This window comes from Pseudomonas veronii (genome assembly GCF_002028325.1).
Taxonomy (GTDB): domain Bacteria; phylum Pseudomonadota; class Gammaproteobacteria; order Pseudomonadales; family Pseudomonadaceae; genus Aquipseudomonas; species Aquipseudomonas veronii.
The window spans coordinates 978,263-1,003,692 of the sequence record NZ_CP018420.1; the positions used below are offsets into that span (position 1 = coordinate 978,263).

Sequence of the window (25,430 nt, forward strand, 5' to 3'; positions counted from 1 at the left end):
ATGGGCTTTTTATTGCGCCGTGAAGAAGTGCTCAACGTCGAGCAGTTGCAGCGCATGCTCGACGACTCGCCAGTGCGCGCGGCCCAGGCGATCCTGATCGCGGCCAGGGAGGGCGTGGCGGATGCCCAGGCCTTGCTCGGGCAGATCCTGCTGGAAGGGCGCGGCATCGAGCGCGATGAAGCGCTGGCACTGCGCTGGTTCCAGATCGCGGCGCAGGGCGGGCACCTGATGGCGCGCAATATGCTGGGGCGTTGCCGCGAGCATGGCTGGGGCTGCGTCGCCGACGAAGCGGCGGCGGCGCGGGACTATCGGCTGGCGGCCGAAGCCGGGTTGGATTGGGGGCAATACAACTACGCCAACCTGCTGGCCACCGGTCGCGGTGTCGCCGAGGACCAGGCGCACGCGCTGAGGTGTTATCGCCAGGCGGCGGAGCAGGGCCACGCCAAGTCGATGAACCTGTTGGGGCGCTATCTGGAAGAGGGCCGGTTTTGCCCGAGGGATCCGGACGCTGCCGTGGCGTGGTATCGACGCTCAGCCGAAGCCGGGGATTTCCGTGGGCAGTTCAGTTACGCGGCGGTGCTGGCCGACAGCGGCCAGATCGAGGCGGCGCTGGCGTGGTTGCGCAAGGCCTTGGCCGGCGGCAATCTGAAGTTTTTGCGGGTGGCGCACAAGGCGCTGGCGCAGGCGAATGATCCGCGGATTCGGGCGATGGCCGATGCCTATGAGCAACATGCCATGACCTGTTTCTGAGCGATAAAAAAACCCATGACAGGTCATGGGTTTTTTGTTCGCCGCCGTCTTACACGTAATACGACTTCAACGGCGGAAAGCCATTGAACTCAACCGCGCTGTAGCTGGTGGTGTACGCACCGGTCGACAACCAGTACAACCGATCACCGATCGCCAGGTTCAGCGGCAGACCGTACTTGTAGTTTTCGTACATGATGTCGGCGCTGTCGCAGGTAGGACCGGCGATCACCACTTCTTCCATCTCGCCTTTCTTCTCGGTCCAGATCGGGAACTTGATGGCTTCGTCCATGGTTTCGATCAGGCCGGAGAACTTGCCCACGTCCGTGTACACCCAACGCTCGACGGCGGTGCGCGATTTACGTGCCACCAGCACCACTTCGCTGACCAGGATGCCGGCGTTGGCGATCAACGAACGGCCCGGTTCCAGGATGATTTCCGGCAGGTCGTCGCCGAAGTCTTCCTTGAGGAAGCGGATGATTTCTTCGGCATAGGTTTCCAGGCTGTTGGTGCGGGTGATGTAGTTGGCCGGGAAGCCGCCGCCCATGTTGATCAGCTTGAGGTGGATGCCGTCTTCTTCCTTCAGGCGCTCGAAGATCACTTTGACCTTGGCGATCGCCGCGTCCCACACGCTGATGTCGCGCTGTTGCGAGCCGACGTGGAACGAGAGGCCATACGGCACCAGGCCCAGGTCGCGGGCGAGGATCAGCAGGTCCATGGCCATGTCGGTCTGGCAGCCGAATTTGCGCGACAGAGGCCAGTCAGCCGTGGTCGAGCCTTCGGTGAGGATACGCACATAGATTTTCGAGCCCGGCGCGGCCTTGGCGATGTTGCGCAGGTCGGCTTCGGAGTCGGTGGAGAACAGGCGCACGCCCTTCTCGTAGAAGTAGCGGATGTCCTTGGATTTCTTGATGGTGTTGCCGTAGCTGATACGGTCGGGGCTGACGCCGCGGGCCATGACCTTGTCCAGCTCGTAGATCGAGGCGATGTCGAAGCTCGACCCCTTGTCTTTCAACAGGTCGATGATCTCGACGGCCGGGTTGGCCTTGACTGCGTAATAGATTTTGGCGAATTCGAAACCGGCGCGCAGGTCATCGTAGGCCTGGCTGATCATCGCGGTGTCGATCACCACGAACGGGGTTTCTTGCTTGTCGGCGAACGCCTTCATTTTGTCAAAAGTGGCGCGCGCGAAATAATCTTCGACGTTGATCGACATGCTGGGAACTCCTAAGGGCAAACTAAATTGATCAATGGGTGCAAATGAACGTCCTCCGTATCCCCACTTTGGTTCGCCTACTTCCCAAGGCATGTCGCCGAAAGCAAAAAGGCCATGGGATAAGCTTCCCTTGGCCTTGCTGTCTCGTCGTCAGTACTTGAGCCGGATGGATCGTTTCCAGCATGGACGTTCGGCGCGAACTTTAGGGCGTGAGGGGCTTGAGATCAACTAAAAATGTCGCGTTTTTGCACGCGTTCGTCGCGGGACCGGGTGCAGCTACTTATGTAACCGACCGGTGTGACGGATTGATGTTCCCTGCAGGCGGATAATCAGGGGGATTTCCCTGACACACCACGGACCAAATGTGGGAGGGGGCTTGCCCCCGATGGCAGTGTGTCAGTCATGAATATATTGACTGATACACCGCCATCGGGGGCAAGCCCCCTCTCACAGTTTTAAGCGTGTTGTGTCAGATCAGGCCAGGGCGGTCTCGGCGGGCGAAACGATACTGGTCTTGCCCCCGCGCGACTTGCCGGAGCTCAGGTACTCGGCAATCGATTCCTGGGTCACTTCGCCCAAAAACACCCGCTCGGCGTCCATCACCGGCAACCATGAACGGTTGAACTCGTACATGCGCGACAACAGGATGCGCAAGTGCTCGTCATACGCGGCCGTGGCGTTGAATTCGCGCAGGTATTGACCGCAAGTGCCGGTCTGACGGTGCAGGTCGCGACGGCGCACATAGCCTAGCGCCTTGTTGTCGGCGCAGGTGACCACCACATAGCGGCGGTCGAGTTCGTCCATCAGCTCCAGGGCATCGGCCACCGGGGTTTCCGGGCTGACCGACGGGGCGTTGTCTGCCGCGTCTTCGGCTTTTACCAGCAGCAGACGCTTGAGGGTGCTGTCCTGGCCGACGAAGTTGCTGACGAACTCATCCGCCGGGTGCGCCAGCAGGGTGTCCGGGTGGTCGATCTGCAGCAGTTTGCCGGCGCGGAAGATGGCGATCTTGTCACCCAGCTTGATGGCTTCGTCGATGTCGTGGCTGACCATGATCACGGTCTTGTTCAGCGCGCGCTGCATCTCGAAGAACTCGTTCTGGATCATCTCGCGGTTGATCGGGTCGACCGCGCCGAACGGCTCATCCATCAGCAGCAACGGTGCATCCGCGGCCAGCGCCCGGATCACGCCGATGCGCTGTTGCTGGCCACCGGACAGCTCACGCGGGTAGCGGTGCAGGTACTGCTTGGGCTCGAGCTTGATCATGCTCATCAACTCGCGGGCGCGGTCGTGGCATTTCTGCTTGTCCCAGCCCAGCAACTTGGGCACGACCACGATGTTTTCCTCGATGGTCATGTTCGGGAACAGGCCGATCTGCTGGATCACGTAGCCGATGTTGCGACGCAGGGTCACTTCGTCGAGGTCGGTGGTGTCTTCGCCGTTGATCAGGATCTTGCCCGAGGTGGGCTTGATCAGGCGGTTGATCATTTTCAGCGTGGTGCTCTTGCCGCAGCCCGAGGGGCCGAGGAATACGCAAATCTCGCCTTCGTTGACGGTCAGGCTTACGTCGTTCACGGCGGAGACAGTCTTGCCGTTGCTTTGGAAAGTCTTGGTCAGGTGTTGAAGTTCGATCATTTGAGCAGTCCTTTTGGAGTCAGCGAGCGTTGCAGCCATTGCAGAAGCAGGTCGGCGAAGATGGCCAGGAGACTGACCAGCACGGCGCCGACGATCAGCATCGACATGTCGCTGCGGCTGATGGAAGCCAGAATAAGTACACCCAGGCCGCCGGCGCCGATGGTGGCGGCGATGGTCATCACGCCGATGTTCATCACCACGGCAGTGCGTACACCGGCGAGGATCACCGGTACGGCGATGGGCAGTTCGACCATGCGCAGGCGCTGGCCGAAGGTCATGCCGATGCCTTTGGCGGCTTCGCGGATGCCCGGCTCCACGCCGGTCAGGGCCAGGTAGGTGTTACGCATGATCGGCAGCAGGGAGTAGAGGAACACGGCGGTGATCGCCGGCATTGGCCCCAGGCCCTGGCCGAATTTGGAGTAGAACGGCAGCAGCAGGCCAAACAGGGCGATGGACGGCACGGTCAGCAGCACGGTGGCGCTGGCTTGCAGCGGGCCGGCCAGGCTCGGGAAGCGGGTCATCAGCACGCCGAGGGGCACGCCGACGACAATCGCGAGGATCACGGCAATGCCGACCAGGGTGATGTGCTGCCAGGTCAGGTGCAGGACTTGGGCCCAATCAAGATGGGAAAAGGCGTTTAAAAATTCCATGTCTTCTCCTCTTAGTTGAGTGGATGCTGGCGCAGGAAATCGGCGGCAACAGCAGACGGGCTTTCATGGCCGACGTCGACCCGCGCGTTCAGCTGGCGCATGGTTGCGTCGTCGAACAGGGCAGCCAGCGGCTTCAGATCGGCGGCCAGTTCAGGATGGGCGTCGAGATAAACCTGACGCACCACCGGCGCGGCGGTGTAGTCCGGGAAGTAGTGCTTGTCGTCTTCGAGCAGCTTCAATTTGAAGGCATTCAGGCGCCCGTCAGTGGTGTACACCAAGCCGGCAAACACCTGGCCGTTACGCAACGCGGTGTAGACCAGCCCGGCGTCCATCTGCCGGGTGTTTTTGCGGGTCAGGTTCATGCCGTACAGCTTGACCATGCCGCCCATACCGTCGGAACGGTTGGCGAACTCGGTGTCCAGGGCCACCAGGCGCGTGGCCTTGGTTTTTTCCGCGAGGGCTTGGGTCAGATCGCTGATCGTGTTGATCTGCGGGAATTCCTGGGCCACGTTCTCAGGCAATGCCAGCGCGTAGGTGTTGCTGAATTTCGATGGCGACAGCCAGACCAGGCCTTTTTTCGCGTCGAGTTCTTTCACCCGAGCGTAGGACTGTTCGCTGTCGAGCTTCTCGTCCACATGGTTGTAGGCCACCAGCGACACGCCGGTGTATTCCCAGATCAGGTCCAGTTGCCCGCTTTCCTGGGCACTGCGCGCCAGGTTGCTGCCCAGGCCCCCGGTCACGCGGGTGTCGTAACCCTTGGTGCGCAGGTACTGGGAAGTGATTTCGGCGAGCAGGGTCTGTTCAGTGAACACCCGTGCGCCGATGCGGATGACCGGTTTTTCAGCGGCTTGCGCAACCCCTGCAAACAGCAGGACGCAGCTCAATATCAATGTCAGTTTTTTCATGTGAATTCCTTTGCCGAGCCTTAAGACGCACGCACTCCGCGTTCCAGCCAGAGGCGGCTGCCCATGGTCACCAGACCGTCGAGCAGCAGGGCCAACAGCGCGGTACACGCGGCGCCGAGCAGCAATTGCGGCTGATTGTTCAGGGCGATGCCGGGGAAGATCAGGCTGCCCAGGCTGTTGGCGCCGATCAGGAATGCCAGCGGCGCGGTGCCGACGTTGATCGCCAGGGCCACGCGCACGCCGCCGATGATGATCGGCACGGCGTTCGGCAATTCGACGCGAAACAGCACCTGGCGCGGGGTCATGCCGATGCCGGTGGCGGCTTCTTTCAGCGAGCCCTGGACGTTTTTCAGGCCTTCGTAGGTGTTGCGCACGATGGGCAGCAATGAAGCGAGGAACAGCGCGAAGATCGCCGGGCCGCTGCCGATGCCGAGGACGCCGAGGGCGATGGCCAGTACGGCCAGGGGAGGGACGGTGTTGCCGATATTGAAGATCTGCATGAAGCGTTCGGCGCGCCCGACCATGTTCGGGCGGCTGAGCAGGATACCGGCGGGGAGGCCCACAATCAGGGCGGCCAGCATGGAGACTAGGACGAGAATCAGGTGAGCTTGCAGGTAAAACAACAAATCGTCGCGGTACAGTTCGATGGTGTTGATGCCGATCCAGTGGATCAGCAGGGCCAGGAGAGCGACGACAACCGCTCCTCCTATCAGCCCTTTGCCATAGCGAATAGCCACAGGCGGACTCCTTTTTTCTTCTGTCGGCGAACACATTCCTGCGTGGCATGCCATTGCTGGCTGCCGTTGAATGTGGTCGCGAAAAGCAGCTCGCCCATGCCGGCAAAAGCGGCATGAGGTCAAGCCATGAGCGCAGCCTCGTCAGGCTAACTTGCTGATTTTTCAGCCCCTGTTTCGAGTGCGGTTGCAGGGGAGTGGACGTCTCTACCTTTTAAAAGGTTCCATACTTGGCAGTATTTAGCCACCCCCAACCGGGTGAACGGTGGTCCGGCACCCTGGGTTTGCGCTATACTCGCCGCCCTTTTTTGACTCACCTGCCAGGCGATTTCCCATGACCCACCAGGCCGCCGAAGTCGCGAAACGCCGCACTTTCGCCATTATTTCCCACCCCGATGCCGGTAAAACCACCATCACCGAGAAGCTCTTGCTGATGGGCAAGGCGATCGCAGTGGCCGGCACGGTGAAATCCCGCAAATCCGACCGCCATGCCACCTCCGACTGGATGGAAATGGAAAAGCAACGGGGTATTTCCATTACCACGTCGGTCATGCAGTTCCCGTATCGCGATCACATGATCAACCTGCTCGACACCCCGGGCCACGAAGACTTCTCCGAAGACACCTACCGCACCCTGACCGCGGTGGACTCGGCCTTGATGGTCCTCGACGGCGGTAAGGGCGTCGAGCCACGCACGATTGCGTTGATGGACGTCTGCCGCCTGCGCGACACGCCGATCGTCAGCTTTATCAACAAACTCGACCGCGACATCCGCGATCCGATCGAGCTGCTCGACGAAATCGAAGCAGTGCTGAAGATCAAGGCGGCGCCGATTACCTGGCCGATCGGTTGCTACCGCGACTTCAAGGGCGTGTACCACCTGGCCGACGACTACATCATTGTCTACACCGCCGGCCACGGTCACGAACGCACCGATGTGAAAATCATCGAGAAGCTCGACTCCGACGAAGCCCGCGCCCACTTGGGCGATGAGTACGACCGCTTCGTCGACCAGCTGGAACTGGTGCAGGGCGCCTGCCACGAGTTCAACCAGCAGGAATTCCTCGACGGCCAACTGACCCCGGTGTTCTTCGGTACCGCATTAGGCAACTTCGGTGTCGACCACGTGCTCGACGCCGTGGTGGACTGGGCCCCGCGCCCGCTGGCCCGGGTCGCCAACGAGCGCACCGTGGAGCCGGTGGAAGAGAAATTCTCGGGCTTCGTGTTCAAGATCCAGGCGAACATGGACCCCAAACACCGCGACCGTATCGCCTTTATGCGAATCTGCTCCGGCAGGTACGAAAAAGGCATGAAGATGCGCCACGTTCGCACCGGCAAGGACGTGCGAATCGGCGATGCCCTGACGTTCTTCTCCTCCGAGCGTGAACAGCTCGAAGAAGCCTACGCCGGCGACATCATCGGCTTGCACAACCACGGCACCATCCAGATCGGCGACACCTTCACCGAAGGCGAAACGCTGGGCTTCACCGGCATCCCGCACTTCGCCCCGGAACTGTTCCGCCGCGTGCGCCTGCGCGACCCGCTGAAATCCAAGCAACTGCGCCAAGGCTTGCAGCAACTGGCGGAAGAGGGCGCGACCCAGGTGTTCTTCCCCGAGCGCAGCAACGACATCATCCTCGGCGCCGTCGGTGTGCTGCAGTTCGATGTGGTCGCCAGCCGCCTGAAAGAGGAATACAAGGTCGAATGCTCCTACGAGCCGATCACCGTGTACTCCGCGCGTTGGATCGAGTGCAGCGATAAGAAGAAGTTGGAAGAGTTCTCCAACAAAGCCGTGGAAAACCTCGCGGTCGACGGCGGCGGTCACCTGACCTACCTGGCGCCGACCCGGGTCAATTTGGCGCTGATGGAAGAGCGTTGGCCGGATGTGAAATTCCGGGCTACTCGCGAGCACCATTAAGCTCTGAGCGGTTGATGGAAGGGCGAAGCTGTCATGGCTTTGCCCTTTTTTATGTCTGCCGAAAATCCAAAATGTGGGAGCAGGCTTGCCTGCGATGCAGGCACCTCAGTCCATCAGGCACACCCAGTGGATGCCATCGCAGGCAAGCCAGCTCCCACAGTCAGGTTTTCATTAGTCAGGGGAATTGGCGCTAACCCCGCTTCCGGTCTAGCGTTTCGACTACGACACCCACTCACCGACGGAAATAGGAGACAAGGGTGCGTATAACTAAACGTGCCATTCTCCTGGTGCTACTGGTGTCCTTGGGGATCTCAAGCGCCGGGGCACATGGGCTGCAACTGGCCGACGCCGGAACGCCCCAGTGGAAAGACACTGGCCCCGTCACCAAGAAAAAACAGAAGGAGGTCAACTCCGGCGGCTGGCAGCCGCAGTCCCAACCCGCGCCCAAGGAGGATGCGGAAAACCCTTATAATGAAGGCGAAGACAGTGAAACCTACGACGATGGCGACAGCTAGTCGTAAATTCCGGGCAATAGAAAACCCCTTCTTCCCCGGCTGATGCGCAACAAGGGAGAAGGTTTTTTCAACGGATCAAAATCACGCTGTAGGATTTTTCTGTACGATCTTTCCCTGTCATTTGTGGTTCTACTCTTCTTTTGCGTGACCTCGCGTTTTGCTCTCGACGCTGAAGTCACTATCGATTAGTTTCTAATCCATTGGCAAATCTGAAAAAGCAAAGAGCCGCGGGCTAGAGTGTTCCGCGTTACTATCATCGAGTCTGGCTTCATTAATCGATGGGCTTGCGCGAGATGTCAATCAAGCGTCGATAAGTGCAATCATAAATCAGTACTGTGAATTCAGAATTTAAATGTGTAATAACGTTTCTTGATGACGTGGATCGGTGCGTGATATTCAAGTCGGCGTTGAAACGATATGCGCAATGGATAGCTCATTTTCTTCAAGGTCTCGCATGCGATGGATTGTATTAGTGTAAAAAATTTGTCCAAAACCTACCTGATTAAAGAGCGCTCGGAAGGGCCGCTCGGTTGGCTGACAAGTCTGGTATCTCCCAAGAGTTCAGAGAAGACGGCTGTTGACGATATTTCATTTACTGTCAAGCAGGGTGAGGTCGTAGGCTTTCTCGGACCGAATGGCGCAGGTAAAACCACTACATTGAAAATTCTGTCGGGGCTGCTCTATCCGACGGCAGGACAAATATCGGTTCTCGGTTATCAACCACAATTGCGGAGCAAGGAATTTCTCAAGTCCATCTCGCTGATCATGGGGCAACGTCAACAGTTGATCTGGGACTTGCCGGCCATGGAAACTTTCCGGCTGAATCAGAAGATATTCGAAATCTCCGATGAACAGTTCAAGCAGACCTATGGCTATCTGGATGAATTGCTTAAGGTATCGAAGTTGGCCAAGGCGCCGGTGCGAACCCTGTCGCTTGGCGAGAAAATGAAGTGTGAGCTGGTCGCATCGTTACTTCATGACCCCAAGGTTCTTTTTCTCGACGAGCCGACTATCGGACTCGATGTCGGGGTGCAAAAGATAGTTCGTTCATTTATTCGGGACTATGGCCGCGAGCGCAATGTGAGCGTTCTGCTGACGTCGCATTACATGCAGGATATTGAAGCCCTGTGTGAGCGAGTCGTTGTCGTTTCCGATGGCAAGATCTCATTCGATGACACCCTGGAGTCGCTGCGTAAACGCATGTCGGATCACCGCATCATTACGGTGGAATTGTCTGAAAGCGTTATGGCTTCGGCACTTGGCCGGTACGGTCTGGTGCGCTCCGCAGACGGCTTTGTGCATGAGTTGCTGGTGCCGGCTGCGGAGGTGGTGGGTGTCTGTTCGCAGGTTCTGGCCGAGCAGCCGGTCATCGACATTTCCATCGGTGATCCACCGATCGAAGAGGCTCTGCTGAAGCTGTTCATGGCCTCTCAGGCCGACGCCGGGCAAAAGGTCAAGGGTGCGCCCGGGGAGTGTGTCGCGTGAGCCGGTTTGCCATGAAAGTCGCAGGCGTTGCGCGCACAGCCATTCGTCGCAAGGTTGCGCATCGCGCAGAGTTGTTTGTATTGGTACTAGCCTCTTTGGTGCCGTTATTCATGATGGTCATCTGGATGGGCATTGCAAAGGATGCCGCACTGGAAGGTTTTACCCCGGCCAGGTTTGCCGCTTACTTTGCGCTGGTATTTCTGGTTGGCGAAATCGTCTCCAGTACAGCTGCTGAAGAAGTAGAGAGCGACATTCATTCGGGGGATATTGGCAGTTTCCTGTTGAAGCCGTTCAATATTGCCTTCTATTACTTTCTGGGTGAAATGGCTTCGGCGATGGTCAGAGTCATACCGATATTTTTCCTGGTGGCTGGCGTATTCCTATTTTCCGAAGCGGGTAAGTATTTGCACCTGAGCTATCTGATGCCTGCACTGCTCGGAGTCATACTGGGTTTTGCCATCAACTATTTACTTTATTTCATCGGCGGGCTTGCGGCGTTCTGGTCCGATCAGGCAAGTGCCTTTGATCTGGTGTTGACTTACATGCTTACGCTGTTTGGTGGGGTCCTTGCTCCGTTGACGCTTTATCCGGGCTGGATGCAGTCGGTACTTGAGTGGTCACCGTTCCCTTACATTATTAGCTTTCCAATCAGAATCATCATGGGCGAGTTGACAAACGAACAGTTGGTTAATGGATTGCTATTTCAGGTTGTGCTGGTTGCTGCACTTTCGTTGTTGGCTAATTTTATCTGGGCCAAAGGTGTAAAACGTTATTCGGTGTTCGGATAATGAAGACGTTGAGCGCAGTCAAGTCGCTTCTGACAGCAAGGTTGCAGGCCAATATGAAAGACCGCGTGCCGGTCTTTGTCAGCCTGTTGAATACAGCCCTACTGGGATTGTCCGTTTATGTCGTGATTGAGATTTTCTTTGGGAATGTCGAGACAATTGGTGGCTGGAATAAACAGCAGTCGATTGTGTTGTATGGTGCCTTTATCCTTATTCGCTCCTTTGTACAAATGGTGGTATTGCCCAACTGCGAGGCCGCCTCGAAGTTGATCATCAGCAAGTCCATTGATACTTATTTGTCCAAACCGGTTGATGTGCAAACCATTCTGGCCTTTGGGCAGTTGCGCCTCTGGCATATTTTCGGGGTCCTGCTGGGGCTGGGTCTGATGCTGGGTGGCAGTCATGCGCAAGGGCAACTGACATTGCAGACGCTCGGCGCTTTCTTGGTCTTCATGGTCCTCGCGTGTGCGCTGGTTTATTCGGTCTGGTTCAGCATTGCCAGTCTGGCGTTCTGGACCAAGAAAACCGGCAACATTTCCCACCTGTTGTTTATGTTTCTGACCACCGGACGGTTCCCGTCCGGCGCGTATCCGGAGTGGATCCAGGTCGTGATCATGACCGTAGTCCCTGTCTTTTTCATCATGGAAGTGCCCGCGCAATCAGCGATGGGGATGACGACGGGGCGGTCTTTGGCGGGCGCTGTACTGGCGACTCTGGCCTTCTTGCTGTTGTCTCGATTGCTTTGGCATTGGGGGGTCAAGAAATACCTTCGAGAGGGCGCCTGACACTCGCAACACCGAAATTTAGGGTTCTTCACGGATTGCCGGGAAAGACGCTCTTGATCTTCATGAAAAAGAATTCGCTGTCCCGGTAACCGTACGCCATTCGTTTGATGACCTTTATTCGATTGTTTATTCCTTCCAACTGACCGGTGTGCATTGGCCAGCGCACCCGGCTCACGATGCCCCGCCAGTAGCCCTTTAGTCGCTTTGCGAATTGGATCAGTGCGGGTATTTCGCTTTCTTGAGCGTGACGCAGCCACTGCTTCCAGGCTGATCTCCAGTCCCAGGCATCGCTCGGTGCCCAGAGCATTTTGAGCTCGGCCTTCATCAAGTAGACCGTCATTAACGATTGGTTGGCGGCCAGCAGATCCTGCAAATGAACCTGCTGTTCCGGTTTTTTCAGGTTCTCCCGGTTACGCAATAGCAACCATCGCGCTTGCTTTATGACCTTTCGAGCGGGCTTGTCATGGCGCAGTCGGTTCGCCTCGTCAACGCGAACACGATCAATCACTTCTCGGCCATATTTGGCGACCACATGGAAAAGGTCATAAATTACCCGTGCTTTTGGGCAGTGTTGGCGAACTTCCAGGTCATAAGCCGTGTTCATGTCCATCGCTACCGCTTCAATTCGGGCGCACCCCTCTGGCCCCAGTTCTTTGAAAAACGGTCTGACTGCCGCTCGGCTACGGCCTTCGCCGATCCAAAGAACTCGCCGAGTATCAGCGTCCAACACCACGCTGGCGTAGCGATGACCTTTGAATAACGCGAACTCGTCCATTATCAAGCGCAGTGGCTGAGCCTTGGGCAAGGTACTCAACGCCGCTTGCAGAGCGCGCCGCTCCGGCAACCGAACGGTGTCCCAATGCAGCCCGAACATCTGCGCAACATGCAGTGTAGGAAGGCGTTCGCAGGCTCGAATAACGGCCTCTGCCAGCCGGCGCGTCATGCGGGCGTAGCGATCCAGCCAACTGACGACCTCCATGCGCTTGCCACAATCACGGCAACTAACACGCCTGAGCTGAACGTTGAGGCGGACTGTGCGACCGAGAATCGGCAAGTCACGCACGACTCGATCGCAGTACTCATGAGTTGTTGAACAGAGCTTTTGGCAGCCACCACAGGTGGGAAATCGCGTGGCCTGGGGGATCAGATCGATTTGAAGGGCATCGCCGTCAGGTTTGATCGCGACGACAGAAAAGCCCTCCCAAAAAGGAAGGAAAGTATTAATATCGCGCATAAGAACGCCGGTTTTTTAGATGTGTTTGCTCGCACGAACATCATCCATCAAATCGGCGTTCTTGTTTCTGTGTTTCCCGGGATTCCGTGAAGAACCAAAAAAAGCCCCTCCCGCCAGGCTGATGCGCAACCTGACGGGAAGGGCTGTAGAACGCTGTGTCACCGCGCCCCCCACAGGGGAGCGCGACGCTCGTTTCAGGCGACGAACTGCTCCGCATAGTGGCAAGCCACCTGGCGGTTATCCAACGCCCGCAACTGCGGCTCCTCGCTGCTGCACCGCGCCGTCGCATACGGGCAGCGCTTGTGGAAAGCGCAGCCGGACGGCGGGTTCAGCGGGTTGGGCAGCTCGCCGACGATCTTGATCTTCGGCTTGTTCGGGTCCGGGTGGATGGTCGGTGTGGCCGACAGCAGCGCCTGGGTGTACGGGTGCAGGGGGCGCGCGTAGATGTCGCCCTTGGGGCCGACTTCCACCGGGCGCCCGAGGTACATCACCATCACGTCGTCGGCGACGTGTTGCACCACCGCGAGGTTGTGGGAAATGAACACGTAGGCGGTGTTGAATTCCTGCTGCAGGTCCATGAACAGGTTGAGCACCTGGGCCTGGATCGACACGTCCAGTGCCGAGGTCGGCTCATCCGCCACCAGCACTTTGGGTTGCAGCATCATCGCCCGGGCCAGGGCGATCCGTTGGCGCTGGCCGCCGGAGAACATGTGCGGGTAGCGCTGATAGTGCTCAGGGCGCAGGCCCACCTGCTTCATCATCGCCTGGACCTTTTCGCGGCGTTCGGCGGCGGACAGGTGGGTGTTGATCAGCAGCGGTTCAGCCAGTTGGTCGCCGACTTTCTGCCGTGGGTTCAACGAGGCATACGGGCTCTGGAATACCATCTGCACGTCTTTGCGCAATTGCTTGCGCTGCGCCTTGTCGGCGCCAGCGACTTCCTGGCCGGCGATTTTCAACGAGCCCGACGACGGCTCTTCAATCAGCGTCAGCGCACGGGCCAGGGTGGATTTGCCGCAGCCCGACTCGCCCACCACGGCGAGGGTCTTGCCGGCTTCCAGTTCGAAGGACACGCCATTGAGGGCGCGCACGGTGGCGTGGCCCTTGAACAGGCCTCGGGACACTTCGTAGTGACGGGTCAGGTCGCGGGCGGTAAGAACGACGGCCATTACGCCACCTCCTGGTTCAAGGGGTAGAAGCAGCGCGCGAGGCTGTTCGATTTAGGGTCCAGGCCCGGGCGGGTCTGGCGGCAGCTGTCTTGCACGTAGGGGCAACGCGGCGACAGCAGGCAGCCTTGCGGGCGGTCATAACGGCCGGGCACGATGCCGGGCAGCGTGGCCAGGCGCGCGGCACCGAGGCTGTGTTCTGGAATCGCCTTGAGCAGCGCTTCGCTGTAGGGATGCGCCGGAATGTCGAACAGTTGCGGCACCTGGCCGACTTCCACGGCTTGGCCGGCATACATCACACACACGCGCTGGGCGGTTTCCGCGACGACCGCGAGGTCGTGGGTGATCAGCACCAGGCCCATGTTCTGCTCTTTCTGCAGGGCCAGCAGCAGGTCCATGATCTGGGCCTGGATGGTCACGTCCAAGGCGGTGGTCGGTTCGTCGGCGATCAGCAACTTCGGCTCGCCGGCAATCGCCATGGCGATGGCCACGCGTTGGCTCATACCGCCGGACAGTTGGTGCGGGTAGGCATCCATCCGGCTGGCGGCGCCGGGGATCTCGACTTTTTCCAGCAGTTCGATGGCACGCTTGCGCGCTTGCTTGCCGGACATCTTCAGGTGCAGGCGCAGCACTTCTTCGATCTGGAAACCCACGGTGTAGCTGGGGTTCAGCGCGGTCATCGGGTCCTGGAACACCATCGCCAGGTCTTTGCCGACGATCTGCCGACGCTGGCGGTTGCTCAGCTTGAGCATGTCCTTGCCGTCGAAGTTCAGGGCGTCGGCGGTGACGATGCCGGGGTGTTCGATCAGGCCCATCAGCGCCATCATGGTCACGGATTTACCCGAGCCCGACTCGCCCACGATCGCCAGGACTTCGCCTTTGTCGACGCAAATGTCGAGGCCATCGACCACCGGCACGGCGGTCTTGTCGCCGAAGCGCACGTTGAGATTCTTGATTTCTAACAGTGACATGGGAATCTCCTCAGGCGGCGTTCTTGAGTTTCGGGTCCAGCGCGTCGCGCAGGCCGTCGCCCATCAGGTTGATTGCCAGCACGCTGAGCAAAATGGTCAGACCCGGCAGGCTCACGACCCACCAGGCGCGTTCGATGTAGTCACGGGCCGAAGCCAGCATGGTGCCCCACTCCGGCGTTGGCGGTTGCACGCCCAGGCCGAGGAAGCCCAGCGCGGCGGCATCGAGGATCGCCGAAGAGAAACTCAAGGTCGCCTGCACGATCAGCGGCGCCATGCAGTTGGGCAGCACGGTGATGAACATCAGGCGCGGCAGGCCGGCACCGGCGAGGCGGGCGGCGGTCACGTAGTCGCGGTTGAGTTCGCCCATCACCGCGGCGCGGGTCAGACGCACGTAGGACGGCAGCGACACGATGGCGATGGCGATCACCGTGTTGATCAGGCCAGGGCCGAGGATCGCGACAATGGCAACGGCCAGCAGCAGCGATGGCAGGGCCAGCATGATGTCCATCAGGCGCATGATGGTCGGGCCGAGCAGGCGCGGGAAGAACCCGGCGAACAGCCCGAGCAGGATGCCCGGAATCAGCGACATCACCACCGACGACAAACCGATCAGCAGCGACAGGCGCGAGCCCTGGATCAAGCGCGAGAGCAAGTCACGGCCGAGTTCGTCGGTGCCGAGCAGGAACTGGATCTGCCCGCCTTCCAGCCACGACGGCGGGGTCAGCAGGAAGTCGCGATATTGTTCGCTGGGGTTATGCGGCGCCACCCACGGGGCGAACAGCGCGCAGAACACGATCAGCAACATGAACAGCAGGCCGGCAACCGCACCTTTGTTCTTGGAGAAGGCTTGCCAGAATTCTTTGTACGGCGACGGGTACAGCAGGCTCTGATCGACTGCTGACACTGGAGTAGGTGTGGTCATGGTCATGATCTCAGCGCTGGTGACGGATGCGTGGGTTGACGAAGCCGTAGAGGATATCCACCACGAAATTCACCAGGATCACCAGGCAGGCGATCAGCAGGATGCCGTTTTGCACCACCGGGTAGTCCCGCGCGCCAATGGCTTCGATCAGCCATTTGCCGATGCCGGGCCACGAGAAGATGGTTTCGGTCAATACCGCACCGGCCAGCAGGGTGCCGACTTGCAGGCCGACCACGGTGAGCACCGGGATCAGCGCATTCCGCAGGCCATGCACGAACACCACACGCGCCGGCGACAGGCCTTTGGCCTTGGCGGTGCGGATGTAGTCTTCGCGCAACACTTCGAGCATCGACGAACGGGTCATCCGCGCAATCACCGCCAGCGGGATGGTGCCGAGCACGATGGCCGGCAGGATCAGGTGGTGCAGGGCGTCCCAGAACGCATCAGGCTCGTTGGCCAGCAGGGTGTCGATCAGCATGAAGCCGGTGCGCGGCTCGATGTCGTAGAGCAGGTCGATACGCCCGGAAACCGGGGTCCAGCCCAGGCTCACCGAGAAGAACATGATCAGGATCAGGCCCCACCAGAAGATCGGCATCGAATAGCCCGCGAGGGAGATGCCCATCACCCCGTGGTCGAACAGCGATCCTCGCTTCAAGGCCGCGATCACCCCCGCCAACAGGCCCAGGATACCGGCGAACAACAGGGCGGCCATGGACAGCTCCAGGGTCGCCGGGAAGAGTGCGGTGAACTCGGTCCACACGCTGGTGCGCGTGCGCAGGGATTCGCCAAGGTCGCCTTGGGCCAGCTTGCCGATGTAGTCCAGGTACTGCGCATACAACGGCTTGTTAAGGCCAAGGCGTTCCATTGCCTGTGCGTGCATCTCGGGGTCGACCCGGCGTTCGCCCATCATGACTTCTACGGGGTCGCCTGGAATCATGCGGATCAACGCAAACGTCAGCAACGTGATGCCGAAGAAGGTGGGGATCAATAACCCCAATCGGCGGGCAATAAAACTAAACATCTTGTGGTGTACCTCAATCAGCCGGTTAGGCAGGTTCGACACCGTCAACGTCGACGGTGTCGAGCGTTCTTCTTATTTACTTCACCTGGGTGGTGGCGAAGTTATTGGTCGTCAGTGGGCTTTGGGTATAACCCTCGACGTTTTTGCGCATGGCGGTGAACATTTTCGGATAAGCCATGGGGATCCACGGTTGATCCTTGCCAAAGACGTCCAGTGCTTGTTCATAGAGTGCAGCGCGCTGGGTGGGTTCAGCGATGGCGCGCGCCTTGTCGATCAGGTCCTGAAATTCTTTATTACACCAACGGGCGTAGTTTTCGCCGTTCTTGGCCGCATCGCAACTCAGGTTCGGGGTGAGGAAGTTGTCCGGGTCACCGTTATCGCCGGCCCAGCCTGCAGAGACCATGTCGTGCTCGCCCGCTTTGGCGCGTTTGAGCATCTCGCCCCACTCCATCACCTTGATGTTGACCTTCAGGCCGATCTGGGCCAGGTCCGCTTGCATGCGCTGGGCGCCGAGCATCGGGTTGGGGTTGGTCGGGCCGCCGCCGTTACGGGTGAACAGGGTGAACTCGGTGCCCTCCGGCACGCCGGCTTCCTTGAGCAGGGCGCGGGCCTTGTCGAGGTCGCGTGGCGGGTTTTTCAACGTGTTGTTGAAACCCAGCAAAGTCGGCGGATACGGACCGGTGCCGACAACTGCGTTGCCTTTGCCGTACAGGGCCTCAGTGTAGCCGGCCTTGTCGAACGCGATGTTGATCGCGTGACGCACCCGCGCGTCGCTCATGTATTTGTGGGTGGTGTTCAAGGCAGTGTAGCTGGTGGTCATGGCCGCCAGTTCATCGACTTTCAGGTTCGGGTCTTTCTTGATGCTCGGGATGTCGTCGGGCTTCGGATACAGCGCGATCTGGCATTCGTTGGCCTTGAGCTTCTGCAGGCGCACGTTGTTGTCGGTGGTGATCGCCAGGATCAGCGGGTCGGCCGGCGGCTTGCCGCGGAAGTAGTCCGGGTTGGCCTTGAAACGCACCTGGGCGTCCTTGGCGTAGCGGGTGAAGATGAACGGGCCGGTGCCGACCGGCTTGGCGTTGAGGTCATCGGTCTTGCCGGACTTGAGCAACTGGTCGGCGTATTCGGCCGAGTGAATCGACGAAAACGCCATGGCCAGGTCGGCCAGGAACGGTGCTTCCGGACGGGTCAGGGTGAAGACCACGGTGTGATCGTCGGTCTTCTCGACGCTCTTGAGCAGTTCCTTGAAGCCCATGCTTTCGAAGTACGGGTAGCCCACGTTGGACTTGGTGTGCCACGGGTGTTTCGGGTCCAGCTGGCGCTGGAAGCTCCAAAGCACGTCGTCGGCGTTCAGGTTGCGCGTGGGTTTGAAGTAGTCGGTGGTGTGGAACTTGATGTCGTCACGCAGGTGGAAGGTGTAGGTCAGGCCATCGGCGCTGATTTCCGGCAGGGCCTTGGCCAGCGCCGGGATCACTTCGGTGGTGCCGGGCTTGAAGTCCACCAGGCGGTTGAACAGGGTTTCGGCGGCGGCGTCGGCGGTGACGGCCGTGGTGTACAGGACCGGATCGAAACCTTCCGGGCTGGCTTCGGTGCAGACCACCAGCGGTTTGGCCGAAATGCCGACCGCCACGCTCAACAGCGCAGCGGCAATGGCAGCTTGTAACGGGAGCATGTTCATTCGGAGCCCTCTGCAATCGATGGGACCAGACGAGCGTAGAGGGCGGGCTCGTCCTGAGCCCGCCGTCTACCTGGCGCTGATTAAAGGATGTTGAACGGGATGGTGGTGACCAAACGGAACTCTTTGATGCTGCCGTCGGACTGGAACTCACTGCCACGGTGCTCAACGTAGGTCGCACGAATGGCCGTGGCTTTGAGTGGGCCGCTCTGGATTGCGTAAGAGGCGCCTACACCGTATTCCTGGTGTTTTTCGCCGTCTTGGCTCTGGATGCCGTCATAGGCGAACTTGGCCCGACCACCGTTGCCGGTGTAGTGGGTGCCGTCGATGCCCCAGCCGCGCGCCGAGTAAGCGTTGAACTTCAAGCCTGGCACGCCGTATTCGGCCATGTTGATGGCGTAGGCGATCTGGAAGGACTTCTCGTTCGGGCCGTTGAAGTCCGAGGTCAGGGAGTTGGCCAGGTAGATGCCGTTGGTTTCGTGCAGGTAGTCGAAGTACTCGTTACCGTTCACTGCCTGGTACGCGAAGGTCAGACTGTGCGCCTGGTGGGTCAGGCCGAGCGACAGCGAGTAGGTGTCGTTGTCGATTTCGCCCATCAACTTTTTGCCTTCGTCGACGGTCTTGTAGTAGTTCAGGCCGGTCGTCAGGCCCAATACCGAGCTGTCGCCCAGTTCATGGGTCGCGCCGAAGTAGTACTGGTTCCAGAAGTCTTTGACGTTGGCGGCGAAGATGCTGGTTTTCAGGCTTTTCAGCGGCTGGTAGTTCAGGCCCAGGGTCGACACCTTGTCGGTTTCAGCGCCGTTGCCGTATTCACTGCGGAATTTCGACAGGCTCTGTTCGGTACGTGGCGAAACGCGGTCGAACACGCCGCCCTGGAACGACAGGTTGCTGAACTCTTCGCTGTTGAAACTCACCCCTTCGAAGCTCGAAGGCAGCGCACGGTTGCCGATGGTATCGACGATGCCGCTGCTGAAGTTCTGGCGACCGGCGGTCAGGGTGGTGTTGGAGACGCGGAACTGCACGTTGGCCAGGCCCAGTTTGCTCCACTGGTCGACTGCATCGCCGTTGGAGTCGGCCAGGGTACGGTTGGAGCCGCCCTTGATGTCACGCTTGCTGCGGTCCAGGACCAGTGCGTTGTAGACCGCCAATTCGGTCTTGACGCCCACGGTACCCTGGGTGAAACCCGAGCTGGCGTTGAGGATGGTGCCCTGTACCCAGTTGGTACGATTGCGGTCGGTGCGGGTTTCGCCGTGCTTCTTGTACTCGAAGGTGCCCCCACGGTACTTGCTTTCATGGGAGTACCAGTTACGCGTGGTGCCGCCCAGGCTGAAGTCCTCGATAAAACCCTTGGCTTCGCTTTGAGCGCTGGTGCCGGCCAGTGTGGTGGGAACGAAGTCCTGGCTCTGGGTTTCCGCGTAAGCGGTCGCCGTGATGCTGCTGATGGCCAGGGCCAGAAGCGCTGTGCTGCTCAGTTTCATGGGTGAAGCTCCTTTGGTTCTCTTTTTTTATGCCGGTCTTTTAGGTGATCCGGCTATTGGTGTGTAACTCGTTCAAGCATTTGCAAACGTTTGCTGTAGGAAATTTCCCAACAGAAGGCTGCAAGTTTGCCGGAGAGTGTTATCCACTCCCCGCAATCCGGTTATTTTCTTATGGGGTGATACTGACGCCCGAGAACACGTTGCGGCCGAAGGGGCTCACTTGGAAACCTTCGACTTTGGCGCTTAACGGTTGGTTGACCGTCGAGTGGGCGACTGGCGTGATCGGCACCTGCGCTTTGAGCAGTTGCTGTGCCTGTTTGTACAGAACAGTCCGTTGTTCGCGGTCGGTGACGACCTTGGCTTGCTTGATCAGCTTGTCGTATGCCGGGTCGCACCACATGGAGTAGTTGTTCCCGCCGATGGCGTCGCAGCTGTAGAGGGTGCCCAACCAGTTGTCCGGGTCGCCGTTGTCGCCGGTCCAGCCGATCAGGCTGATATCGTGCTCACCGTTCTTGGTGCGCTTGATGTACTCGCCCCACTCGTAGCTGACGATCTTGACCTTGAGGCCGATCTTGGCCCAGTCGTTCTGCAGCATCTCGGCCATCAGCTTGGCGTTGGGGTTGTACGGCCGTTGTACCGGCATCGCCCACAGGGTGATCTCGGTGCCTTCCTTCACGCCGGCGGCCTTGAGCAGTTCCTTGGCTTTTTCCGGGTTGTAGGCGGCGTCTTTGATGCTGTCGTCGTAAGACCACTGCGTCGGTGGCATGGCGTTGACCGCCAGTTGCCCCGCGCCCTGGTACACGGCGTTGAGGATGCTCTGCTTGTTCACCGCCATGTCCAGCGCCTGGCGCACTTCGAGCTGGTCGAACGGTTTGTGGCGCACGTTGTAGGCGATGTAGCCGAGGTTGAAACCTGGCTTGGTCAGCAGTTGCAGCTTGGGGTCGGCCTTGAGAGCGTCGACATCCGCCGGACGCGGATGCAGGGTGATCTGGCATTCGCCGGCCTTGAGCTTTTGCACGCGCACCGACGCGTCGGTGTTGATGGCGAAGATCAACTGGTCGAGCTTGACCCGGCTCGGGTCCCAGTACTGTTTGTTGCCGGCGTAACGGATCTGCGAGTCTTTCTGGTAGCGCTGGAAGACGAACGGGCCAGTGCCGATCGGCTTCTGGTTGATGTCGCTGGGCTTGCCCTGCTTGAGCAACTGCTCGGCGTATTCGGCCGACAGAATGGAGGCAAAGCTCATGGCGATATTTTGCACGAACGCCGCGTCGACCGTGTTCAGTGTCATCACCACGGTGTGCGGGTCGGTTTTCTCGACCTTGGCGATGTTCTTGTTCAGGCTCATCCCGTTGAAGTACGGAAACTCGGTGGGGTAGGCCTTGCGAAACGGATGGTCGGGGTCAAGCATGCGGTTGAAAGTGAACAACACGTCGTCGGCGTTGAAGTCCCGCGTGGGCTTGAACTCTTTATTGCTGTGGAATTTCACCCCTTCGCGCAGGTGGAAGGTGTAGGTCAGGCCATCTGGCGAAATATCCCACTTGGTTGCCAGCCCCGGTACGACGCTGGTCGCGCCCTTTTCAAACTCAACCAGGCGGTTGTACAGCGGCTCGGCCGCATCGTTGTCGGTGGCGGTGGTGTACTGCGCGGTGTCAAAGCCCGCCGGGCTGCCTTCAGAGCAAAACACCAGGCTCTTTTTTTCGGCGGCGTGGCCCATCGTGGCCACAGCCAGCAGGCTGGTGCCAAAAATTGCGGATAGAACGGTGGTATGGCGCATGACGATCCCGATCCTTGTTTGTAGTTGTCATCAGCGAGCAATCCCCCCGGCATACGGCCAGGGGGACATCACTGATTCCACGCACAGCAAGTGCCCATCAGATTGGAGCCTCTGCTGTCCTACGACGTTAGGGGTCGAGGACTTCGCAGTAAATGCGCAAAATCTGACTGACCTTGTAGGCAACGGAGCCGCGAATCGAAGTTCATTGCCGTAGGACGGCAGCGAGCGCGAATGTGGTCTGTTTCCTACTGGCCTGGCGGATGCAATAACGGCGACGTTATGAAACGTCGCCGCGATTGGTCCTTACTTGCCGCTGACGCTCACGCCGTAGAACGAGTTCAGGCCAAACGGGCTGATCTTGAAGTCCTGTACGGTGTTGCGCATGGGTTGATACACCGTCGAGTGCGCGATAGGTGTCATCGGGACTGCATCTTTGAGGATGTGTTGCGCCTGCTTATACAGCTCGGTGCGTTTGGCGACATCCGAGGTGGCCTTGGCTTCTTTCACGATGCCGTCGAATTTCTTGTCGCACCATTTGGAGAAGTTGTTACCGGCCAGCGAGTCGCAGCCGAACAGCACGTTCAGCCAGTTGTCCGGGTCCCCATTGTCGCCGCTCCAGCCAATGATCATGGCCTGGTTCTCGCCGCCTTTGGAACGCTTGATGTACTCGCCCCATTCGTAGCTGACGATGTTGACCTTCAGGCCGATCTGTTTCCAGTCGTTCTGCAGCATCTCGGCCATCAGCTTGGCGTTCGGGTTGTACGGACGCTGGACCGGCATGGCCCACAGGGTGATCTCGGTGCCGTCCTTGATCCCGGCTTCCTTGAGCAGTTCCTTGGCTTTGGCCACGTCGTGCGGGGCATCTTTGATGGTGGTGTCGTAGGACCACTGGGTCGGCGGCATGGCGTTGACCGCCAATTGGCCCGCGCCCTGGTACACCGAGTCGATGATCTGCTGCTTGTTCACCGCCATGTCCAGCGCCTGGCGCACGCGCAGGTCGGACAGCGGGTTAGGCGCGGTCTGGCCCTTGAGCACCGGCATGACGTTGTAGGCGATGTAGCCCAGGTTGAAACCGGCCTGGTGCGGCAGTTTCAAGTCCTTGTCGTCGCCCAGTGCCTTGAGGTCGGCCGGACGGGGGAACAGGGTGATCTGGCATTCGTTTTTCTTGAGCTTCTGGATACGCACCGACGGGTCGGTGGTGATGGCGAAGATCAGGTTGTCGATCTTCACGTCTTCAGGTTTCCAGTAGTCCTTGTTGCCGGTGTAACGAATGTTCGAGTCTTTCTGGTAGCTCTTGAACACGAACGGGCCGGTGCCGACAGGTTTCTGGTTGATGTCCTGCGGCGTGCCGTTTTTCAGCAGTTGCGCGGCGTACTCGGCCGACTGGATCGACGCGAAGCTCATCGCCAGGTTCTGGATGAAGGCGGCGTCCACGGTGCCAAGGGTGAACTTGACGGTGTGGGCATCGACTTTCTCGATGTTCTTGATGTTGGTGTCCATCCCCATGTCCGTGAAGTACGGGAACTCGGTGGGGTAGGCCTTACGGAACGGATCGTCTTTGTTGATCATCCGGTTGAAGGTGAACAGTACGTCGTCGGCCGAGAACTCGCGAGTGGGCTTGAAGTACGGGGTGGTGTGGAACTTGACGCCTTCGCGCAGGTGGAAGGTGTACGTCAGGCCATCCGGGGACACGTCCCAGCTGGTGGCCAGGCCAGGAACGACGGCGGTGCCGCCACGTTCGAACTGGCTCAGACGGTTGAACATGGTTTCGGCCGAAGCATCGAAGTCTGTTCCGGTGGTGTACTGGCCTGGATCAAAACCGGCCGGGCTCCCTTCGGAGCAGAACACCAGGTTAGTCGCCGCTTGGGCGAAAGGCGCTGCGGCCATAAGGCCAGCGCTAACAAGTAACGGAATGACTGCGTGTTTAAGCATGTTGGCCTCATGATTTGTTGTCATTTTTGGTAGTGAGGGCGACCTCGTGAGTCGGCCTGCGGATACTTATGCAGGGGCCATACCCATTGCAAGATGCTGAACGGTTGCAAGGATGAAAGAGTGGTACGAACGTACAAGAATGTCGCAAATATGAAAGTTTCGACATAAATGCGTACATTTGGAGGGCTTTTTCGGTGCCGCATGAGCACCAAAAAGGCCCAATCGAGGCGTGTTATGCACTCGATTGGGGCGTTGCTGTTACTTATCGAGACTCACGCCGTAGAACGGCGTCAGGCCAAAGGGGCTGATTTTGAAGTCCCGCACTTCCTTGCGAAGTGGCTGGAAAACCGTCGAGTTCGCAATAGGCGTTATAGGTACTTGTTCTTTAAGGATTTTTTGTGCCTGCTGATACCACTTGATACGCTGCTCGCGGTCGCTGCTGACCTTGGCCTGTTGCACCAGCTTGTCGTAGGCCGGGTTACACCATTTGGCGTAGTTGCTGCCCTTCACCGCGGCACAGCTGTAGAGCACGCCGAGCCAGTTATCCGGGTCGCCGTTGTCGCCGGTCCAGCCGTAAATCATCGCATCGTGCTCGCCATTCTTGGCGCGCTTGATGTATTCGCCCCACTCATAGCTGACGATGTTGGCCTTGATGCCGATGTTGGCCCAATCCTGTTGGATCATTTGTGCCGACATTCGCGCATTCGGATTGGACGCGCGTTGTACGGTCATCGCCCACAAGTTGATGGTCGTACCGGGTGCAACCCCTGCTTCTTTTAGTAGCGCCCGCGCTTTGGCCGGGTCGAAGGGGGCATCCTTGATCGTCGGGTCATAAGACCACTGCGCCGGAGGCAAGGCGTTCTGCGCCAGTTGCCCGGCGCTCTGGTACACGGCCTTGATGATCGCCGGTTTATCGATGGCCATGTCCAGGGCCTGGCGCACCTTGAGTTGATCCAGCGGCGGATGCGTCACGTTGTAGGCCAGGAAACCCAGGTTGAACCCTGCTTGCTGCAACACGCGCAGGTTAGGGTCTTGTTTCATCACCTCGATGTCGGCAGGGCGCGGGTAACCGCTGACCTGGCATTCGCCGGCCTTGAGTTTCTGCAGGCGCGACGCGGCGTCCGGGGTGATCGCGAACACCAGGTTGTCGAGCTTCACATCCTCGGGTTTCCAATACTGTTTATTGGCGACGTAGCGAATCTGCGAGTCCTTTTGGTAACGCTTGAACACAAAAGGCCCGGTGCCCACCGGTTTTTGGTTGATGTCTGCGGCGTTGCCGGTCTTCAGCAGTTGCGCGGCGTACTCGGCCGATTGCACCGAGGCGAAACTCATTGCCAGGTTCTGTACGAACGAGGCATCGACGTTGTTCAGGCTGAAGCGCACGGTGTGCTCGTCCAGTTTGTCGACGCTTTTGATCGTGGTGTTCAAACCCATGTCGGTGAAATACGGCGACTCGGACGGGTAGGCCTTGCGAAACGGGCTGTCGGCATCCAGCAGGCGGTTGAAGGTGAACAACACGTCATCGGCGTTGAAGTCGCGGGTGGGCGTGAAGAAGTCGGTGGTGTGGAACTTGACGCCATCACGCAGGTGGAAGGTGTACGTCAGGCCGTCGTTGGAGACCTCCCAAAGGGTCGCCAACCCGGGTTCGACCTCGGTGCCGCCGCGCTTGAACTGGGTCAGGCGGTTGAACACGGTTTCGGCGGAGGCATCGAAATCGGTGCCGCTGGTGTACTGGCTGGGGTCGAAGCCGGCGGGGCTGGCTTCGGAGCAGTAGACCAGGGTGCTGGCCGCCTGGGCCATGGGCATAAAGGCCAGCAGGCCGGCGGCGAGGAGCAGCGGTTTGAAGATGGTTCTTTCCATGGAGACCCCTGAAGTGGCGGCGTATGGCTGC

General features: G+C 59.2%; 21 protein-coding genes. 6 read left to right on the forward strand and 15 right to left on the reverse strand.

Annotated features, from left to right (window positions below):
* A complete protein-coding gene (locus PverR02_RS04455; protein ID WP_057005150.1) occupies positions 1 to 750 on the forward strand; it encodes a tetratricopeptide repeat protein in 750 nt (249 codons plus the stop codon).
* 49 nt (positions 751 to 799) lie between these two features.
* On the opposite strand, the gene PverR02_RS04460 is transcribed toward PverR02_RS04455, so the two are convergent.
* The 5 genes from PverR02_RS04460 to PverR02_RS04480 all read right to left on the reverse strand — a co-directional run bounded on the left by PverR02_RS04460 (position 800) and on the right by PverR02_RS04480 (position 5,887).
* Positions 800 to 1,963 carry a type III PLP-dependent enzyme gene (locus tag PverR02_RS04460; protein ID WP_017845449.1) on the reverse strand — a complete coding sequence of 388 codons (1,164 nt, stop codon included), beginning with the start codon at positions 1,961 to 1,963 and terminating at the stop codon, positions 800 to 802.
* A 474-nt stretch (positions 1,964 to 2,437) separates the two neighbouring features.
* Positions 2,438 to 3,595, reverse strand: a complete 1,158-nt coding sequence (locus tag PverR02_RS04465) for an osmoprotectant ABC transporter ATP-binding protein OsmV (RefSeq protein WP_017845448.1) — start codon at positions 3,593 to 3,595, stop codon at positions 2,438 to 2,440.
* Positions 3,592 to 4,245, reverse strand: a complete 654-nt coding sequence (locus PverR02_RS04470) for an ABC transporter permease (RefSeq protein ID WP_017845447.1) — start codon at positions 4,243 to 4,245, stop codon at positions 3,592 to 3,594. The genes PverR02_RS04465 and PverR02_RS04470 overlap by 4 nt, the downstream gene beginning before the upstream one ends.
* 11 nt (positions 4,246 to 4,256) lie before the next feature.
* Positions 4,257 to 5,150 (reverse strand): glycine betaine ABC transporter substrate-binding protein, encoded by an 894-nt coding sequence (locus tag PverR02_RS04475; RefSeq protein ID WP_079442845.1) that lies wholly within the window; start codon positions 5,148 to 5,150, stop codon positions 4,257 to 4,259.
* A gap of 20 nt (positions 5,151 to 5,170) precedes the next feature.
* The gene (locus tag PverR02_RS04480; protein ID WP_046384714.1) at positions 5,171 to 5,887 is read right to left on the reverse strand and encodes an ABC transporter permease; all 717 of its coding nucleotides are present in this window, start codon (positions 5,885 to 5,887) and stop codon (positions 5,171 to 5,173) included.
* A 331-nt stretch (positions 5,888 to 6,218) separates the two neighbouring features.
* On the opposite strand from PverR02_RS04480, the gene PverR02_RS04485 reads away from it, so the two are divergent.
* The 5 genes from PverR02_RS04485 (at position 6,219) to PverR02_RS04505 (ending at position 11,372) form a co-directional block, all read left to right on the forward strand.
* Positions 6,219 to 7,802, forward strand: coding sequence for a peptide chain release factor 3 (locus tag PverR02_RS04485; protein ID WP_017845444.1), 1,584 nt, complete (start codon positions 6,219 to 6,221; stop codon positions 7,800 to 7,802).
* A 257-nt stretch (positions 7,803 to 8,059) separates the two neighbouring features.
* Positions 8,060 to 8,317: a hypothetical protein gene (locus PverR02_RS04490; RefSeq protein ID WP_079442846.1), complete on the forward strand. Its 258-nt coding sequence runs from the start codon at positions 8,060 to 8,062 to the stop codon at positions 8,315 to 8,317.
* A 483-nt stretch (positions 8,318 to 8,800) separates the two neighbouring features.
* Positions 8,801 to 9,802, forward strand: coding sequence for an ABC transporter ATP-binding protein (locus tag PverR02_RS04495; protein WP_227778782.1), 1,002 nt, complete (start codon positions 8,801 to 8,803; stop codon positions 9,800 to 9,802).
* Entirely contained in the window at positions 9,799 to 10,590 is a 792-nt protein-coding gene (locus PverR02_RS04500) for an ABC transporter permease (RefSeq protein ID WP_079442848.1), read from the forward strand. Before PverR02_RS04495 ends, PverR02_RS04500 begins: the two co-directional genes overlap by 4 nt.
* Positions 10,590 to 11,372, forward strand: coding sequence for an ABC transporter permease (locus PverR02_RS04505; protein ID WP_079442849.1), 783 nt, complete (start codon positions 10,590 to 10,592; stop codon positions 11,370 to 11,372). The genes PverR02_RS04500 and PverR02_RS04505 overlap by 1 nt, the downstream gene beginning before the upstream one ends.
* 28 nt (positions 11,373 to 11,400) lie before the next feature.
* Here PverR02_RS04505 and PverR02_RS04510 read toward each other — a convergent pair whose 3' ends face one another.
* The 10 genes from PverR02_RS04510 to PverR02_RS04555 all read right to left on the reverse strand — a co-directional run bounded on the left by PverR02_RS04510 (position 11,401) and on the right by PverR02_RS04555 (position 25,399).
* Positions 11,401 to 12,606 carry an ISL3 family transposase gene (locus PverR02_RS04510; protein WP_079442850.1) on the reverse strand — a complete coding sequence of 402 codons (1,206 nt, stop codon included), beginning with the start codon at positions 12,604 to 12,606 and terminating at the stop codon, positions 11,401 to 11,403.
* A 194-nt stretch (positions 12,607 to 12,800) separates the two neighbouring features.
* Positions 12,801 to 13,772 carry a peptide ABC transporter ATP-binding protein gene (locus PverR02_RS04515; protein WP_017845442.1) on the reverse strand — a complete coding sequence of 324 codons (972 nt, stop codon included), beginning with the start codon at positions 13,770 to 13,772 and terminating at the stop codon, positions 12,801 to 12,803.
* Positions 13,772 to 14,740, reverse strand: coding sequence for an ABC transporter ATP-binding protein (locus PverR02_RS04520; RefSeq protein WP_046488134.1), 969 nt, complete (start codon positions 14,738 to 14,740; stop codon positions 13,772 to 13,774). Before PverR02_RS04520 ends, PverR02_RS04515 begins: the two co-directional genes overlap by 1 nt.
* Positions 14,741 to 14,750: 10 nt before the next feature.
* The gene (locus tag PverR02_RS04525) at positions 14,751 to 15,662 is read right to left on the reverse strand and encodes an ABC transporter permease subunit (RefSeq protein ID WP_026139829.1); all 912 of its coding nucleotides are present in this window, start codon (positions 15,660 to 15,662) and stop codon (positions 14,751 to 14,753) included.
* 10 nt (positions 15,663 to 15,672) lie between these two features.
* Positions 15,673 to 16,683: an ABC transporter permease subunit gene (locus PverR02_RS04530; protein ID WP_046384710.1), complete on the reverse strand. Its 1,011-nt coding sequence runs from the start codon at positions 16,681 to 16,683 to the stop codon at positions 15,673 to 15,675.
* A 76-nt stretch (positions 16,684 to 16,759) separates the two neighbouring features.
* Positions 16,760 to 18,358, reverse strand: coding sequence for an ABC transporter substrate-binding protein (locus PverR02_RS04535; protein WP_079442851.1), 1,599 nt, complete (start codon positions 18,356 to 18,358; stop codon positions 16,760 to 16,762).
* Between the two features lie 80 nt (positions 18,359 to 18,438).
* Positions 18,439 to 19,833 carry an OprD family outer membrane porin gene (locus PverR02_RS04540; protein WP_079442852.1) on the reverse strand — a complete coding sequence of 465 codons (1,395 nt, stop codon included), beginning with the start codon at positions 19,831 to 19,833 and terminating at the stop codon, positions 18,439 to 18,441.
* A 169-nt stretch (positions 19,834 to 20,002) separates the two neighbouring features.
* A complete protein-coding gene (locus tag PverR02_RS04545) occupies positions 20,003 to 21,547 on the reverse strand; it encodes an ABC transporter substrate-binding protein (protein ID WP_371928142.1) in 1,545 nt (514 codons plus the stop codon).
* A 363-nt stretch (positions 21,548 to 21,910) separates the two neighbouring features.
* Positions 21,911 to 23,539, reverse strand: a complete 1,629-nt coding sequence (locus tag PverR02_RS04550; protein WP_026139828.1) for an ABC transporter substrate-binding protein — start codon at positions 23,537 to 23,539, stop codon at positions 21,911 to 21,913.
* Positions 23,540 to 23,797: 258 nt separating this feature from the next.
* Positions 23,798 to 25,399 (reverse strand): ABC transporter substrate-binding protein, encoded by a 1,602-nt coding sequence (locus PverR02_RS04555; protein WP_079442853.1) that lies wholly within the window; start codon positions 25,397 to 25,399, stop codon positions 23,798 to 23,800.
* Positions 25,400 to 25,430 lie beyond the last annotated feature (31 nt).